Below are 15,464 nucleotides of genomic sequence, written 5' to 3'. Positions count from 1 at the left end.
CGCAAACGCGTCGTGCTCGCGCGAGCGCGACGCGTTGCTCGCGAGGTGAGCATGAGAGTGTCGGCGGCGCGTGACCGCCGACTTCGACGGCGGCCCGCGACCGCCAGCGCTGAGGCGCGCGCCTCGGCGATAACGCGTCGTGCTCGCGACGTGCGGCGTGAAGGCCTCACCGGTGCGTCACGGAGAAATATCGGCGCGTGGCATCGTGAGCGCGACCGGAAGTCGCACGACTTCGACGACCGGGAACACGAGCGCTGCGGCGGGGGATTTCTCGCAGACGCGGCCTTCGGGGCGTGCTCAGGGGGTCTCGGGGTCGCCCGGAATTTCGCGGAAGAGGCGGTCGCGCAGGCGGTGCTGGATCTGCCGGGCGCGGACGGCAGAAAAGTGATTCGCGTGACGACGGAAGAGCTGGCGCAGAGGGTCGACCTCGGGGGGTGGCGAGGTCCGTGACGACAGCTCCGGTGCAGACACCTCGCGCGGAGGTGTGGCGTCTGCAAAGGTTCGCGGGGGCTTGGTGGGGGGCATGGGCCGTCCTGTCGTTTACATAGGTAGTGATGGCCACGCGCTCGGTGATCTGTCTTTCTGCAAATAATCGCGTTCACGCGGCAGAACGGCGCGGACATCCGCAGCGAAGCGAGCTCTAGCGGGTTTCCCGCGAGGCCTTTCGCACCTGGCCTTCCGGCCAGGTCAGTGCGCGAGCAGGGGGCTCTGCGCGCCTGCGCCTGCAGGCTCCTCGGATGTGGCACGCGGGTCGGCGACGCGGCTACGATGCGTGCGGTGGACGACGAGCGCGAACTGCTGAGGCGGTGGCGAGAGGGGGACCTCGCGGCCGGCAATGCATTGTTCGAACGCCACTTCGACGGCCTTTACCGCTTCTTCGCCGGCAAGGTGTCGCGCGACGTCGAGGACCTGATCCAGCAGACGATGCTGGCGTGCGTCGAGGGCCGCGACCGGATCGCCAGCGAGTCGATCACGAGCGTGCGGGCGTATCTCTTCGGCACCGCGCGCAACATCCTCTACGCCCACTACCGCAAGCACGTGCACGAGCGCTTCGACGCGGTCCACACGTCACTCGAAGACCTCGGGCCGAGCCCCAGCAGGCTGGTCGACGAGGCCGTGGCGGCGCGGCTGCTGGCGGCGGCGCTGCGGCGGATCCCACTCGACCTGCAGATCTTGCTCGAGCTCCACTACTGGGAGCACATGAGCCACAGCGAGCTGGCAGCGGCGCTCGGGGTCAGCCTGGGCTCGGTCAAGGGCAAGCTGCAGGGCGCCAAGGCGCAGCTGCGTCGGCACATGGCGGAGCTCGCCGCGGGCGACGCGCTCGCAGGGCTGCCGGAGGTCGACCTCGACCTCGACCGGTGGGTCGCTGCGCTGCCGAATGCGGACTGAGGGATAGCGAGAGGACAGGTCCCAAGGGACAGGTGGCGAGGGCTGGTCGGGGTCACGCGACCTCGATCGGCGAGACAGCGTGTCGATGCCCGTGAGGGGCCCGCCTGCAGATGGAGGATGGTCCGAGTCGCCGAGGTTGCGACGGCGGCCGGCTCGCGCATCGGTCGACGCAGCGCGAGCTTCGATGCGAGCGGTTAGCTCGGTGACGGTCGCGTGCCGAGCTCTGGAGCACGGCTCTGTCAGCGCGTCGGTCGACGCGGCGCAGCTTCGTCGACACCCGCAGCCTCGAGCTTCGATGCGAGCGGTAGCTCGGCGACGCGGTGACGGTCGCGTGCCGAGCTCTGGAGCGCGTCCCGGTCCGCGCGTCGGTCGACGCGGCGCTGCACGAGCGTCGTCGACGAGATTGGCTCAGCCCGGGGCGACGCGGTCACGGCCGCGTGCGGCCCGAGATACTTCGAGACATGTTCAAGTAGACATGTCTCTGAAGAAATGTTCTTCAGAACATGTCGTAGAGGGCAGGTGCGACCGTCGCGGCCCAGCGGGCCGGGTCGCGGATCTCGCAGCGACCCAGCGCGAGCTCGGCATCAAAAGTGTCGCGGCCGGCGAGGCGAGCCTCGCCGTGGCGCACGGCCGCGGCGAGGGCCGGCATGTGGCCGGCGCCGAAGCGGTCGGCGGCGCGTCGCAGCAGGGCGTCGGCGGGGCGCCCGTCGAGGGCCGCGAGCTGGGAGCGGATGAGGTCTTCGCTGGCGTGGGCCAGCTCGATGCGCTCGCGGGCTAGGGCGTCGGCGTCGGCGGCGGCGAAGCGCACCAGGTGGGGCTGGCCGGCCCGCGCGGCGGCCAGGGCCGCGCAGGCGCGCAGGCGGCGGGCGTCGATGCGGGGGATCTGCATGCGCATCAGCTGCGAGCGCACCAGCGCCGGCCAGGCCCGCTCGACCCGGGCCCAGGCGTCGCGGCCGCGGCCGTCGTGGAGGTCGCAGCCGACCTCGATCCCGAGCGCGATCCAGTGCTGGAACGAGAAGCCGTCGTATGTCCACAAGGACAGGGCCTTGCGGACAGCCGCGCGGGCGCGCTCGGGCTCGCCGGCGGCCAGGGCGGCGTGGGCGGTGTAGAGGATGGCGACGACGAGGGCGAAGCGGTCGCCGATGTCCTCGGCCTCGTGCTGCCAGGTCTCGGCGCGGGCGCGCAGGCCGGCGAAATCGCCGAGCATGAGGAGGGCGTGCATCGCCATGGCGTGGGCGATGGCCCGCTCCCAGTGGACGCCGACGCAGCGGGCGCGCAGGAGGTCGGCGCCGGCCTCGACGCCGGCGAGGGCGCGCTGCCACTGGCCGTTGTTGAGGGCGGCGACGCCGGTGAGGATGGTGGTGAGGCCGGTGAGGTGAGGATCGGACAGGCGCGTGGCGAGGCCGCGGGCGAGGGCCAGCTCGCGGGCGGCGGCGCTGGCCCGGCGCGGGTCGGGGGCGTTGATGTCGACGATGGTGAGGTAGGCGGCGGCCCGGGCGATCCGCCGCGGCTCGCCGCTGGCGAGGGCGAGGCGCAGGCCCTGGGCCGAGATCGCGGCGGCGCGGATGGGGTCGATGAAGCCGAGGCCCTTGCCGGCGGACCAGCAGAGGTCGATGCGCAGGCGCAGCTCGGCGGGCACGTCGGCGGCGGCGACCGGCTCGCGCGGGGCCCGGCGGCGGGCGAGGGCGAGGCGCGCGAGCTCGGTGAGGAGGCGCAGGACGGTGCCGGCGGTGGAGGCCGGGAACGGCAGGCCGAGCTCGTGGGCCAGCGGGCCGAGCACGCGCAGGCCGGCGTCGACGCGGCCCGAGACGAGGTAGTGCTCGACGGCGCGGCCGCGCAGCTCGAGCTCCTGCAAACGGGTCGGGGCCAGCGCGGCGGCGGTGAGGTAGACGGGGGCCGCCTCGGCGCAGCGACCGGCGTGCACGAGCGCCTCGGCGCGGGCGATAGTGTACTTGAGGACATGTTCGGAGGGATATGTCCCCCAGGACAGGGCCTTCTCGTAGAGGGCGGCGGCCCGGGCGAACGCGAGGGCGGCGGCGGCCCGCTCGGCGGCGCGCAGGGCCCAGGCGCAGGCCAGCTCGCGCTCGTCGGCGCCGTGGAAATGGAGCACCAGCTCGTCAGGGTCGGGGTCGCGGGCGGCGGCGAGGGCGAGGGCGAGGACGCGGTGGTGGGCCCGCCGCTCGGCGGCGCCGAGGCGGAGCAGCACGACCTCGCGCACGCGGTCGTGGTAGGTCTCGACGCTGTCGCCCTCGCCGCTCGGGCGGACCAGCCGGCGCGCGCCGAGGACCGCCAATGCGGCGCCGTCGAGCACGCGGGCGGCGGCGCCGGGGCCCTGCCGCAGCGCGAGGTCGCGGCGCAGCGGCCGACCGGCGACGGCCAGGCGCTCGAGCGCGTGCCGCTCGCCAGGCTCGAGCGCGGCGACCTCGGCCTGCAGGGCGCCGTCGAGCGAGGTAGCGACGTCAGCGGCGGCGTCGCCCCGGCGCTGGGCGATGGCCTCGATGAACAGCGGGCTGCCCTGCGACTCGCGGGCGATCGCGGCGGCCAGGCGCTGGCGCAGGCCGGGGTCGTCGCCGCGACCTGGCCTTTCGGCCAGGATGGTGGCGGCCAGCTGCTCGGCGTCGGCGGGCCCCAGCGGGGCGAGCGCGACCTCGTGGATCGGGCAGGCGAGCGGGGCGGCGTCGAGCTCGGCGAAGAAGGCGGAGGTGGGGCGCACGTCGCTGCGCACGCTGGCGGCGACGACGATCGCCGGCGAGTCGGGCGGGGCCAGCAGCTCGCCGAGCAGCCGCGCGGAGTCGGCGTCGCCCCACTGGAGGTCGTCGATCGCCAGCACGATCGGCCGCGCGCGCGCCAGCTCGGTCAGGAGCCGCCGCAGCGCCGCGACGGCGCGCCGCCGGGTCTCGCGCGGGACGGCGCCGGCCGCCAGGGCGCCGCCGGTGGCCCCGACCGCCCGCTGCAGCGCCGGGAACACGCGCCGCAGATCGGCTGACTCTTCGGGCATGGTGGATAGGACATGTTTTTCAGGACATGTCTCGAGGTGCTTGGCGAGCGCCTCGACCACGCCGTCGAGCGCTTTGTAGGGGACGGACTCGCCGGCGTAGCAGCGGCCGTGGAGGACGAGGGCGCCGCGGCGGTCGCGGAGGTCGGCGGCGAGGTGGGCCAGCAGGGCCGACTTGCCGGCGCCGGAGGGGCCGACCAGGAGGAGCAGCGCCGGGGGGCGTTCGAGGGCGCGGACGCAGGTGGCGAGCTCGCCGGCGCGGCCGACGAACACCGGCGAGGGCGTCGGCGGGGCGTCGAGGCCGAGGCGCAGCAGCAGGTCGCGGCCGCTCGGGCGCGCGGCCGGGTTCTCGGCCAGGAGGTCGCGGCAGAGCGCGAGCAGGTCGGCCGGGGCGCCGTCGATCGGGGTCGGCCCCGGCGGCACGCGCGGGCGCCGGCCGGACAGGGCCTCGTAGAGCATCACGCCGACGGCGAACCAGTCGCTGGCGGGCGACGGCGGGGCGCCGGCCAGCAGCTCGGGTGCGAGGTAGCCGGCGGTCCCGGCCAGGCCCTCGTAGCCGCCGTCGGCCAGCTGCGCCAGCCCGAAATCGACGATCTTGAGCCGACCCTCGCCGCTGACGAGCACGTTCGACGGCTTGAGGTCGCGGTGCAGCAGGCCGGCGCGGTGCAGCGCGTAGACGCCGGAGCACAGCTGGGCGAGCGCAGCGCGGATGACGGCCTCGGGGGCGCGACCGCCGGCGGGGCGCAGGTGCGCGAGCCAGCTGTCCCCGGGGACATATTCCATGGCGATGTACCACTCGCCGCGCGCCGGATCGAGGGCGAGCTCGTAGACGGCGACGAGGTTGGCGTGGCCGACGTCGACGACGTTGCGGAACTCTCGCTTGAGCCGGGCGATCGCCGCGGGGTCGGGCCGGCGCAGGGTCTTGAGCGCGACCTGCTGGTCGCCGGGGCCGCGACCCTCGTGCACCACGCCCATCGCGCCGTGGCCGAGCTCGCGGAGCACGGCGTAGGGCCCGAGGGGCTGGACCGGCGAGGCGGCGCCGAACAACTGGGCCGCCAGGCGGGCGCGCGCGTGCTCGGCGGGCGCCTCGCGCGGGCGCGGAGGCTCGGCCGCGGCGAACTGCGCGGCGAAGGAGTCGCCATCGGGGGCGTCCGCCGGAGCATCCTTGTGCACGGGGCCCTCGAAGATGCCAAAGCCGGGCGCACGCGACAATGGTGGGCGCCCCCTGGTCGCGTCCCCGGGGCTATGTCACCATCGCCCTTGCCATGGCGATCAGCAACATGATGCGGGGCGATGACGAGGGCGGCTACGAGTCCGAAGGCGACCCCAACAGCGAGACCTACTGGACCGAGCGCGGGATGAAGCGCCCCCAGGTGGTGTGGGAGCGCCTCACGGCGAGCAACAACATCGAGACGTATCGAACCCGCGTGCCCGGCGGGTGGCTGGTGCTGATCTGCCAGGAGTACCGCGACACCGGCGGCGCGCTGTTCTACCCCGATCCGGCGCACCACTGGGACGGCTCCGGCTTCCACGGCTGAGCCGGAATGACGGCGAGCGCCGGGGCGTAAGGCCGCGGTGCGTCGCTTCGTATCGTCGGTCCTGTTCGTCCTCGCGCTGTTGCCCGCGCCGGCGCGCGCCGACTTCGACGCGTTCGCCGCGGCCGCGCGAGCGCTGGCGGCCGACCGCGACACCGGGCCGCTGACGAACGGGCTGCACTACTTCGCCTCGAACGAGCGCGACCTCGACCTCGTCGCCGACACGGTGCAGGACGTCGGCGAGGTGGTCGTGGCGGTGGCGGCCGATCCCGGCTACATCCTCGCGGCCTGGGCCGACGCGCGCGCGCTGGTGTTGATCGATCTCGACCCGGCGATCGTGGCGCTGCACCGGATCTACGCCGCCTTCTTCGCGGCGGCGCCAGGGCCGGCCGAGTTCTCGCGGCTGTGGACGCCCGCAGGCGAGGCGGAGGCGCGGGCGCTGGTCGAGGCGGCCGGCGGCGAGGCGCTGGCCGAGATCTTCACGGAGGCGCGCCCGGCGGTGGCCCGCCGCCTGGCCGAGCTCGAGCGCCACATGGCGAGCCAGGGCCGCGCATGGCTGCTGTCGGACCCGCGCCTGTACGAGCGGGTGGCGGGGCTGGTGCGCGCGGGCCGGGTGATCGCGCTGCGCGGCGACTTCACCCGCGCGGGCACGGTACACGCGGTCGGCGAGGCGCTGCGGGCCGCGGGGCTGCGCGTGGGGCTGCTGTACCTGTCGAACATCGAGCAATACTTTTTGTACACGCCGGAGTTCCGGGCGAACGTGCAGGGGCTGCCGCTGGCGGGCGGGCAGGTGCTGCGCACGCTGCCGGGCCGGCCCGCGGGGTTCGAGTACATCCTGCAGCAGGGCGCCGATTTCCAGGCGTGGGCGCACAACCCGAAGGTGCGCTCGGTCTACCGGATCCGCGGATTCAATAAGGGGGAGCACCTGGTCGGCCGGCGGGTCCACGTGGTCGAGCCCGGGCGCGCGCAGCCTTGATGATGTTTTCTTCAAGACATGTCGAATAGAACATGTCGTAGAGAACATGCTCTCATGGACATGTCATGAGGGTCAGGGAACATCGACGAGCTCGAGCTGACCGTCGCAGCTGAAGACCAGCCGGGTGCTGTCGGCGTCGAAGGCGGCGGCCGTGACGTCGCCGACGAGGAAGCGGGCGAGCGGCGCGAAGGAAGGGTCGAGGATCCGCGCCTCGTTCGCGTCGGCGACGGTGACGGCGACGAACAGGCGCTGGCCGTCGCGGCTCGCCACCACCGGGCCCGCGAGATCGGCCTGGACCAGCTTGCCGCGCAGTGACGGGCCCGCGAGTGTGGCGGCGAACAGGGCCGCGTCGGTGGCGGCGAGCAAGGAGCCGCCGAACACGGCGGTGGCGACGATCGGGCCGGCGCCCGGGCTCACGGTCATCTCGGCTGTGAGCGCGCCCGAGTTTGCGTCGACGGCGACGATGGCCTCGCCGCGGCGGGCGGTGATCGTCGCCCCGCTCCAGGCGACCGCCGCGAAGCCCGTGTCGGCGGCGGCGAGGATGGTGAGGTGCCAGCCGTCGAGGTCGACGCGCGTCAGCGTCGCGTCGGCGACGACGAAGCTCGCGCCGTCGGGCGCGACGGCGAGATCCGCCCCCAGCTCGCCGAGGTGCGGGCGGCGGAACAGCTCGGCGCCGGTCGTCGCGTCGAGCGCGAGCGTGCTCTCGCCGGTGGCGACGATCACGATCGCGCCGCCGCGGGCGAACGCGATGCGCTGGGCGCCCGTCACCGGCAGCGTGGCCGCCGTCTCGCCGGTGGTGAGCGATCGCAGCTCGACGCCGCCGTCGCGCTCGAGCGCGAGCCGCCCGTCCGCCGCGACCGCCAGCGAGAACACCGGCGCCTGGATCGTCGCCGGGGCGCCGAGCGGGTGGGTCGTGCGCAGGCCGGCGCCGATTTGCAGCGTGGTCGCGTCGACGAAGCCGCCGGTCATCTCGCGGCCGCCCGGCAAGGTCAGCACCTCGGCGCCGGTCGTCAGGGAGTAGACGTGCGCGCCGGGGCCGATCGCCGCGACCGCCCCGCCGTCGGGGGCGAACGCGAAGCTCAGCACGCCGCGACACCACGGCGCGGCGACCTCGAGCAGCACGCGGCCGTCGTCCCATCCGAACACGCGGAACACGCCCTCGTCGACCCACTGGCCGGCGACCAGCGGCAGCGTGGGGTGCATGCGCGTCGCCGCGACCGCGCCCGTGCCGGCTTCGAGGGCATGCACGCGGCCGTCGGGCAGGACCACGCGGACCTGGCCGTAGCTGGGGAAGCAGGCCGCGCCGTCGCTGCGGAGCTGGGCCGCCAGATAGCCGCCGGTCAGGCGCGGCTGGCCGATCGGCTCGCCGGTGCGCGACAGGTGCACGAGCTCTTTCGGGCGCGCGAGGTGGAGCTCGCCGGCGTCGCCGAAGCCGACGGCCACGCAGCCGTCGTGGGCGACGCTGGTGCCGTCTCCCGCGATCACGACGATGTGCGAGCCCTGGCCGGGCGTGGTCACGCGCACGCCGAGGCGGGCGCCGTCGTCGGCGAGGGCCAGGCCGGTGATCTCGGCGCCCTTCGGGAGCTTGAGGGCGACGGGTTGCGGCGGGCCGTCGCCGGCGATCGTGACCGCCCGTTTGGCGTCGGCCCAGGCCGACACGGGCGCCCCGGCGGCGAACTCAACGTGACGCGAGGGCACGGGGACCGGCGTTGCCTGGGCAGGCGAGCGCAGCGCTCGCGGGGTCAGCGTGGCGACGGCCTTGCGGCTCGCGGGCTTCTCCGTCGCGGTGCGGCTCGCGGGCCTGGCCGCGGCGGTCGGCTTGGGTTTCGTCGGGGTGCGGCTCGCGGGTTTCGCGGTGGTCGGAGTGCGATTCGCGGGCTTCGCAGCGGCAGTAGTCGCAGCGCGGCTCGCCGGTTTCGCGGCGGCGGTCGGCTTGCTCTTCGCGGCGGTCGACTTGGTCTTTGCGGCCTTGGCCGGGGTCTTCACGGGCCGCTCGGCGGAGGGTCGGCTCGAGGGGCTGCGTGGCTTCGACGTCGTCGTCACCCCGAAGGAAGTATCTTGTCCGCGCGTCGGCGACAATCACTCGAGCAGGTGCTTCGGGACATGTCCCGGAGGTCATGTTTGATGAAAGTCGAGCGCGCTCGCCGGGGTCGCCCTGCTCGCCGTCCAGCCGGGCGGGTCGCACCGCTCGCCGGAGCGTCGGCGCGGACCGGGCGGGCGACGGGTGGCGCAAGATCGCGCCTGAGACGCTGCGGCTTGGCCCTCGCGCACGCGGGCCCGAGCTGGTATCGACGAGGGGTGGCGATCGCCGCGCTCGACGTCGACTACCGCCCGGACGCGGCGGTGACTGCCTGTGTGCTCTTCGAGACATGGTCCGAAGAACATGTCCTTCAGAGCTATACGGTGACGAGCCCGGCCGCGGCCGAGTACGCGCCCGGGGCGTTTTATACGCGTGAGCTGCCGTGCCTGCTGGCGGCGCTGGCCCGCTGCCCGGCGCCTCCCTCGGTGGTGGTGGTCGATGGCCACGTGTGGCTCGGGCCCGACCGGCCGGGCCTCGGGGCGCACCTCTATCACGCGCTCGGCGAGACGACGCCGGTGGTCGGGGTGGCCAAGAATCCGTTCCGCGGCGCGCCAGCCCGCGAGGTGCTGCGCGGCGACAGCCGCCGGCCCCTGTTCGTCACGGCCATCGGTATGGACGACGACGAGGCCGCCGCGCACGTGAGGGCGATGCACGGGCCGCACCGCGTGCCGACGCTGCTGCGCCTGGTCGATCAGCTGTGCCGCCGCGGCTGATCACGGCAGCGCGTAGCCGCTGAAGAACTCCCAGATGAGCGCGCTTGCGTCGAGGTCGACGCTGGGCGTGCCGAACGGGCACTCCGGGTTGCCAGGCCAGCAGTGGCCCATGCCCTCGAGGGTGCAGAGGGTGACGGTGACGTCGTCGTCGCAATCGTCGTAGGCCTCGCAGGTGGCGCCGCCGGCCTGCTGGGTGACCGCGGGGGCGCCATTGCAGTGATTGTGGCCGGCCCAGTCGGCGAACGATTGCGGGGCGCTCTGATAGAGGCCGCCGCCATAAGGCACGAGGATGTCGGTGGTGCCGTTGAACATCATGACGGGGATCGGGCGAGCAGGCTCGCAGGGGTCGATGACGATGGTGGCAGAGACGGGGGCGATGGCGGCGATCAGGTCGGTGGCCTCGCAGGCGAGCCGGTGGGAGAGGTAGCCGCCGTTCGACATGCCGGTGGCGTAGACGCGCCGGGGGTCGACGCACAGCTCGTCCTGCAGGCGAGCGACGAGGGCGCGGACGAAGCCGATGTCGTCGACTTCGTTGACGACCGACAGGCCGCAGCACTCGCCGGCGTTCCACGAGTAGTCGAGGCCCTGGGGATAGACGACGACGAAATCATGGGCGTCGGCGACGGGGTTCATGGCCGAGAGCGCGAGCTGGCCGTCGCTGTCCTGGGTGAAGCCGTGGAAGTTGAGGACCACGGGCACCGGCGCGAGTTGGTCGTAACCGGGCGGGATGTGGACGAGGGCGGTCCGCGCGGCGCCGTCGTGGTCGAGCATCAAGGTGTGATCGCCAGGACCGAGCCCGCCGCCGTCACACTCGATCACGCCGGTGGTCGAGGTCGTGGTGGTCGAGGTGGTGGGGTCGGGCTCGCCGGTGGTGGCGGGCTCGCTGGTCGGCGCGTCGGTGGTGGTCGAGGTGGTGCCGCCGGTGGTGGTGGTCGCCTCGTCGGTGGTGCCGCTCGTACCTGTCCCCGAGGTCAGGTTGCCGGTGGAGCCACCACCGGCGTCGCTGCAGGCGGACAGGGCGAGGACCAGGGCGAGCGTGACGACGGCGCGGTGAACCACGCTCGCAATGTATCGCGGCCGCGGCCGCGGGCTCAACCGGCGAGGGTGCGGTAGCGGGTGACGGCGGCCTTGCAGGCCTCGGCGCAGGCCTTACAGGCGGGGTGCTTGGCCTCGTGCTTGCGGCACTCGGCCTCGCAGCGCTCGCCGACGGCGAGGGCGACCTTGGCCTGGGCGGGCAGGTGCTCGGAGGGGCCGGCCGCGAGCACGAGCAGGGCGCGGGTGACAGCGAGCATCTCGTGGGCCGAGCGGGCGCAGGCGGCCATGCTGGTGTCGCCCTGGCCGAGCAGGACGAAGCAGTGCTGGACGCAGACCTCGCCGGTCTTGAGGCAGTCGGTGGCGACGGTGAGGGTGGCGTCGTCGCCAGCGTGATGGCCAGCGTGGTCGCCGTGGTCGCCGTGGCCGGCGTGCGGGTCGGCGACCGCGGTGGGCGCGGCGGTCGGGGCCGCCGGCGGGGCGGTGGGCTTGCCGGGCGTCTTGGCCGGGGGCGGCGGCAGCTCGTCGGGCGCGCTGCTGCAGGCGGTGGTGGCGAGGACGGCAGGGGACCCGAGGACGAATTCGCGGCGTTGCATGCGGGCGCGACTATAGGGGCGATCGCGCGTCGCGGGCAACGGCGCGGGCATCGTGGCGGGAGAACCCGGTTCGGTGAGCAGAGCGGGCTCGGCAGCAGCGAGGTCGGAGGACGCGAGGCGCAGGCCGGAGTCAGGCGAGCCAGGCGGCGAGGTCGTGATCTCGGGGCCAGGAGGCAGGGAGCACGCCGGCGAAGAGCCGCGATCGTGGGCGATGATCTTCGGGTCCGGCGCAGAGACGGGAGCCTGCGGGAGGCGAGCGCTGCGGTCGCGACTTCGGCCGGTTATTTTGTCGTCGAGCCCGTGCCGTGGCGGCCTTCGCCGGCGGCGAAGCGCTGGGCCCCGGCGATCGATTCGCGGGCGATCACGTCGGCGCCGCCGTGGGCCTCGGCGAGCAGGGCTTGCTCGAGGGACATGTCCCACTGGACATGTGCGGAGCGGCGGTCGGCCTGCAGGCACGCCTGCGGGAAGGCGGCGATCTCGGCGGCCAGGGCCTCGGCGGCGGCGCGGGCCTGGCCGGGCGGGACGAGGCGATTGACGAGGCCGATGGCCAGGGCCTCGGCGGCGGCGACCGGGCGACCGGTGAGGATGAGGTCGAGCGCGCGGCCCATGCCGACGAGCCGGGGCAGACGCACGGTGCCGCCGTCGATCAGCGGCACGCCGAAGCGGCGGCAGAACACGCCGAACACGGCGTCCTCGTCGGCGACCCGCAGGTCGCACCACAGCGCCAGCTCGAGGCCGCCCGCGACCGCGTAGCCGCTGACGGCGGCGATCACCGGCTTGCGCAGCAGCAGCCGCGTGGGACCCATCGGCGCCGGCCGGCCGAGCGCGTCGGCCGGGGCGTCGAGGTGGAGCTGGTTGCTGGCGTCGCCGCTGGCCAGGGCCTTGAGGTCGGCGCCGCCGCAGAAATGCCCGCCCTCGCCCCACAGCACGGCGACGCGGGCGTCGGGGTCGGCGTCGAACTCACGGAAGGCCCGCTCGAGCGCGGCGGCGGTCGGCCCGTCGACCGCGTTGCGCCGCTCGGGCCGGGCGAGGATGACGGTGGTGACGGGGCCGCTGCGCTCGATACGGACGGACATGCGGCGAGGATAGAGAAATAAATCACCAGGCGGCGGCGATGGTGACGCCGCCGTCGGCGACGAGCACCTGGCCGGTGATGAACGAGCCGGCGGGGGAGCACAGGAGGGCGGCGACCGGGGCGATGTCGTCGGGGTCGCCGATGCGCCCGAGCGGGGTGCGGCGCTCGACGAGCTGCTTGAGGTCGGGGTTCTGCCACAGGGCGCGGGCGAAGTCGGTCTTGACCAGGCCGGGGGCGATGGCGTTGACGCGGACGTTGTGCGGGCCGTACTCGACGGCGAGGCTGCGCACGAGCTGCATGTCGGCGGCCTTGGACATGTTGTAGGCGCCGATCAGCGGGTCGCCGCGCAGGCCGCCGATGCTCGAGATCATGAGGATCGCGCCGTCGCGCCGCTCGATCATCCCGGGGGCCACGCGCTTGGCCAGCCACAGGTTCGAGAGCACGTTGTTGTGCATGATCTTGTGGAAGACCTCGTCGCCGAGGCCGTCGAGCGAGCCGAAGTACGGGTTGGTGGCGGCGTTGCAGACGAGGATGTCGACCTTGCCCCACTCGGCGAGGGCGCGGTCGACGAGGGCGTCGACCTGGCCGCGCTCGGAGATGTTGCACGCGGCCGCGATCGCCTGCCCGCCGGCGCCGCGGATCGCCTCGGCGACCTCGTCGCACGGGGTCGGCTTGCGGCTCGAGATGACGACGCGCGCGCCGGCCCGCGCCAGGTGCTCGGCGATCGCCCGCCCGATCCCGCGGCTCGAGCCGGTGACGATCGCTACCTTGTCGCTGAGATCGATGATGGGCTTGCCGAACATGACGCCCGCAGCGTCGCAAACGCCGGGCCGCGCGGGCAAGCCGCGAGGGCGTGAGGTCGGACGTACAGGGTTGTTCGGCGAGGAGCTAAATTTAGTTGGCGAGCTAAATTTAGTCACCTATGGTTGAGGACATGAATTGGATCGCCAACCCCTACCGGCCGGGTGCCGGGCACATGCCGTTGCATGTCGCGGGCCGGGAGCCGGAGCAAACCGAGTTTCGCAAGCTGCTGGGCCAGGAGGTCATCCTCAGCAATGCGGTGGTCACCGGCATGCGCGGGGTCGGCAAGACCGTCCTGCTCGAGCGGTTCCGCGAGATCGCCGTCGACGCCGGATGGCTGTGGGTCGGTACCGACCTGTCCGAGGCGAACAGCCTGTCAGAAGAGCGGATCGCGGCCCGGCTCATCACCGACCTGGCCCTGGCGACCAGCCGCTTCGTGGTGTCGAGCCGGCAGAGCCTGTCCAGGATCGGGTTTGGCTCGACCAGCTCGCGGCGGGAGCAGACGCTGGACTACGAGCTGCTGACCCGGGTCTACGAAGGTGCGCCGGGGCTGCCGAGCGACAAGCTCAAGCAGGTGCTCACGCTCGCGGCCGAGGTGGTCGAGCCGCGTGGGATCGTGTTCGCTTACGACGAGGCGCAGAACCTCTCCGATCACGCATCCGCGAAGGAGTACCCGCTGGCGCTGCTGCTGGACGTGTTCCAGTCGATCCAGCGCCGCGAGGTCCGTTTCATGCTCGTTCTGTCCGGGCTGCCGATGTTGTTCTCGCGGCTGGTCGACTCGCGGACGTACGCAGAGCGGATGTTCCGGGTGCTGCAGATCGAGCGGCTCGACGAGGCGAGCAGCCGCGAGGCGATCGTGCGGCCCCCCGAGGTGACACGCTCGCCCCTTCGCTTCGACGCCGCCGCGGTCGCGGCGATCGTGGAGGCGTCGCGTGGCTACCCGTACTTCATCCAGTTCATCTGCCACGAGGCGTTCGCCATGATCGCGCAGGAGCAGGGCGGCCGGCGCTTCGTCGTCCCGGCCCGCGACATCATCCGTAAGCTCGACCACGACTTCTTCGCCGCCCGCTGGTCGCGGGCGACTGACCGCCAGCGCGAGCTGCTGCTGCTGGCGGCCCGGCTCGAGCGCGCGGAGGTCGAGGAGTTCACGCCCGCGGAGCTGGTCGAGAGCTCACGCGCCGGCCCGGGCAAGCCGTTCAGCAGCAGCGGCCTGACGCAGATGCTGGCGGCGCTGTGCGAGATCGGCCTGGTCTACAAGAATCGCCGCGGCGCCTACTCGTTCGCCGTGCCGCTGTTCGGCGGGTTCCTGCGGCGGCAGGCCGGCATCGACGACAAGCCCGCCCGGACGGGCGGGCGGGCGCGGGGCGGCAAGCGAGCGGCTCGTTAGGACATGTCGATTACGACATGTCCTCGAGGACCGGTGCCGCGCCTCACTTGCTGCGGGCGCTGCAGCGGCGGTTGCCGGACTCGCACTGGAAGCGGACGTGCATGTGGTTGGAGTGGCCGCGCCAGTGCTGGATCTTGGCGTGCGGGCTCTCGGAGGTCTTCGGGTACTCGAACAGCGCGGCCAGCTGCTCGGGCGGGAGGTGCTTCTGGGCCTCCTTGTGCAGCAGCTTCTGCAGCTTCTTGGCGATGTAGATCGTCTGCACCTGGTCGGTGTCGAGCAGCTCCTGGACCAGGGCCCAGTTCTTCTCGGCGTCGAAGTTGCGGACGTTCATGTACTTCCAGCGGTGCTCGCCGTCGTCGATGCCGTGGAAGATGTAGCCGATGTCGATGTCGCGGCCGGAGCGGTGCGAGCGGTGCGGGGGCACGCGGCCGCCGCTGCGGCGGGCCAGCTCGCCGACGCGGATCTTCGGGCCGTCGGGGAAGCGCTCGCCGAAGTCCTCGAAGGCGTCGACCAGCGCGCGGATGGTGTTGACGGTGCCGTAGGTGCGCGGCCGGTGGGTGCGCAGGCGCCAACCTGGCCCTTCGGGCAGGGGCATGCCGTTGCGCAGCTTGCCGCGGTTGGGCGAGCCGATCGACTGCGGCGGGTGCTCGGGGTCGTGGCGGTAGACCAGGAGCTTGGTGCCCTCGGTGACCGGCGCGCCGCGGTCGAGCTCGGGGTTGAGCTCGCTGAGCTGCGCGGCTTTGACGCCCCAGGCGATGGCGAGCGCGTCGAGCGACAGTTTCTCGTGCGCGGTCCAGAACACCTCGTGCAGCGGCTCGTCGGCCGCTGCATCCGCGAGCGCGGGGGGCGACGACCCCGATTGTGCATTCGGGGAGTCCGCGGAAT

14 protein-coding genes are annotated in these 15,464 nt (G+C 73.3%); 7 read left to right on the top strand and 7 right to left on the bottom strand.

The window, feature by feature from the left end; genetic code table 11:
• Positions 1 to 150 precede the first annotated feature (150 nt).
• Both POL25_RS11790 and POL25_RS11785 read left to right on the top strand, forming a co-directional pair.
• A complete protein-coding gene (locus tag POL25_RS11790; RefSeq protein ID WP_272086065.1) occupies positions 151 to 450 on the top strand; it encodes a hypothetical protein in 300 nt (99 codons plus the stop codon).
• Positions 451 to 777: 327 nt separating this feature from the next.
• On the top strand, positions 778 to 1,389 hold the full coding sequence (locus tag POL25_RS11785) for an RNA polymerase sigma factor (protein ID WP_272086064.1): 612 nt from the start codon (positions 778 to 780) through the stop codon (positions 1,387 to 1,389).
• Positions 1,390 to 1,885: 496 nt separating this feature from the next.
• Here the strand turns inward: POL25_RS11785 and POL25_RS11780 are convergent, their stop codons facing one another.
• Positions 1,886 to 5,557 carry a serine/threonine-protein kinase gene (locus tag POL25_RS11780; protein ID WP_272086063.1) on the bottom strand — a complete coding sequence of 1,224 codons (3,672 nt, stop codon included), beginning with the start codon at positions 5,555 to 5,557 and terminating at the stop codon, positions 1,886 to 1,888.
• Between the two features lie 92 nt (positions 5,558 to 5,649).
• On the opposite strand from POL25_RS11780, the gene POL25_RS11775 reads away from it, so the two are divergent.
• Both POL25_RS11775 and POL25_RS11770 read left to right on the top strand, forming a co-directional pair.
• Entirely contained in the window at positions 5,650 to 5,922 is a 273-nt protein-coding gene (locus POL25_RS11775) for a hypothetical protein (protein WP_272086062.1), read from the top strand.
• Between the two features lie 37 nt (positions 5,923 to 5,959).
• A complete protein-coding gene (locus POL25_RS11770; RefSeq protein WP_272086061.1) occupies positions 5,960 to 6,895 on the top strand; it encodes an LIC_10091 family protein in 936 nt (311 codons plus the stop codon).
• Positions 6,896 to 6,967: 72 nt separating this feature from the next.
• Here POL25_RS11770 and POL25_RS11765 read toward each other — a convergent pair whose 3' ends face one another.
• On the bottom strand, positions 6,968 to 8,593 hold the full coding sequence (locus tag POL25_RS11765; protein WP_272086060.1) for a WD40 repeat domain-containing protein: 1,626 nt from the start codon (positions 8,591 to 8,593) through the stop codon (positions 6,968 to 6,970).
• 49 nt (positions 8,594 to 8,642) lie between these two features.
• On the opposite strand from POL25_RS11765, the gene POL25_RS11760 reads away from it, so the two are divergent.
• Both POL25_RS11760 and POL25_RS11755 read left to right on the top strand, forming a co-directional pair.
• A complete protein-coding gene (locus POL25_RS11760; protein WP_272086059.1) occupies positions 8,643 to 9,020 on the top strand; it encodes a hypothetical protein in 378 nt (125 codons plus the stop codon).
• Positions 9,021 to 9,193: 173 nt separating this feature from the next.
• Positions 9,194 to 9,688, top strand: coding sequence for an endonuclease V (locus POL25_RS11755; protein WP_272086058.1), 495 nt, complete (start codon positions 9,194 to 9,196; stop codon positions 9,686 to 9,688).
• On the opposite strand, the gene POL25_RS11750 is transcribed toward POL25_RS11755, so the two are convergent.
• The 4 genes from POL25_RS11750 to POL25_RS11735 form a co-directional block, all read right to left on the bottom strand.
• On the bottom strand, positions 9,689 to 10,747 hold the full coding sequence (locus tag POL25_RS11750; protein WP_272086057.1) for a CE1 family esterase: 1,059 nt from the start codon (positions 10,745 to 10,747) through the stop codon (positions 9,689 to 9,691).
• Between the two features lie 32 nt (positions 10,748 to 10,779).
• Entirely contained in the window at positions 10,780 to 11,316 is a 537-nt protein-coding gene (locus tag POL25_RS11745; RefSeq protein WP_272086056.1) for a Csp1 family four helix bundle copper storage protein, read from the bottom strand.
• A gap of 281 nt (positions 11,317 to 11,597) precedes the next feature.
• The gene (locus POL25_RS11740) at positions 11,598 to 12,392 is read right to left on the bottom strand and encodes a crotonase/enoyl-CoA hydratase family protein (RefSeq protein WP_272086055.1); all 795 of its coding nucleotides are present in this window, start codon (positions 12,390 to 12,392) and stop codon (positions 11,598 to 11,600) included.
• Positions 12,393 to 12,414: 22 nt separating this feature from the next.
• The gene (locus POL25_RS11735; protein WP_272086054.1) at positions 12,415 to 13,194 is read right to left on the bottom strand and encodes an SDR family NAD(P)-dependent oxidoreductase; all 780 of its coding nucleotides are present in this window, start codon (positions 13,192 to 13,194) and stop codon (positions 12,415 to 12,417) included.
• 131 nt (positions 13,195 to 13,325) lie between these two features.
• On the opposite strand from POL25_RS11735, the gene POL25_RS11730 reads away from it, so the two are divergent.
• Entirely contained in the window at positions 13,326 to 14,579 is a 1,254-nt protein-coding gene (locus POL25_RS11730; RefSeq protein WP_272086053.1) for an ATP-binding protein, read from the top strand.
• Between the two features lie 43 nt (positions 14,580 to 14,622).
• On the opposite strand, the gene POL25_RS11725 is transcribed toward POL25_RS11730, so the two are convergent.
• Positions 14,623 to 15,381, bottom strand: a complete 759-nt coding sequence (locus tag POL25_RS11725; RefSeq protein ID WP_272086052.1) for a penicillin-insensitive murein endopeptidase — start codon at positions 15,379 to 15,381, stop codon at positions 14,623 to 14,625.
• Positions 15,382 to 15,464 lie beyond the last annotated feature (83 nt).

Source organism: Nannocystis bainbridge (assembly GCF_028368995.1).
Classification (GTDB): domain Bacteria; phylum Myxococcota_A; class Polyangia; order Nannocystales; family Nannocystaceae; genus Nannocystis; species Nannocystis bainbridge.
The sequence above is the reverse complement of the archived record's forward strand: the minus strand, read 5'-3'. Positions and strand labels throughout refer to the sequence as shown.

What these genes read in the sequence shown, in the direction of transcription:
- POL25_RS11775 (WP_272086062.1), top strand. Translation starts at nt 5,650, where the DNA reads ATGGCGATCAGCAACATGATGCGGGGCGATGACGAGGGCGGCTACGAG.
- POL25_RS11745 (WP_272086056.1), bottom strand. Translation starts at nt 11,316, where the DNA reads ATGCAACGCCGCGAATTCGTCCTCGGGTCCCCTGCCGTCCTCGCCACC.
- POL25_RS11740 (WP_272086055.1), bottom strand. Translation starts at nt 12,392, where the DNA reads ATGTCCGTCCGTATCGAGCGCAGCGGCCCCGTCACCACCGTCATCCTC.
- POL25_RS11735 (WP_272086054.1), bottom strand. Translation starts at nt 13,194, where the DNA reads ATGTTCGGCAAGCCCATCATCGATCTCAGCGACAAGGTAGCGATCGTC.
- POL25_RS11730 (WP_272086053.1), top strand. Translation starts at nt 13,326, where the DNA reads ATGAATTGGATCGCCAACCCCTACCGGCCGGGTGCCGGGCACATGCCG.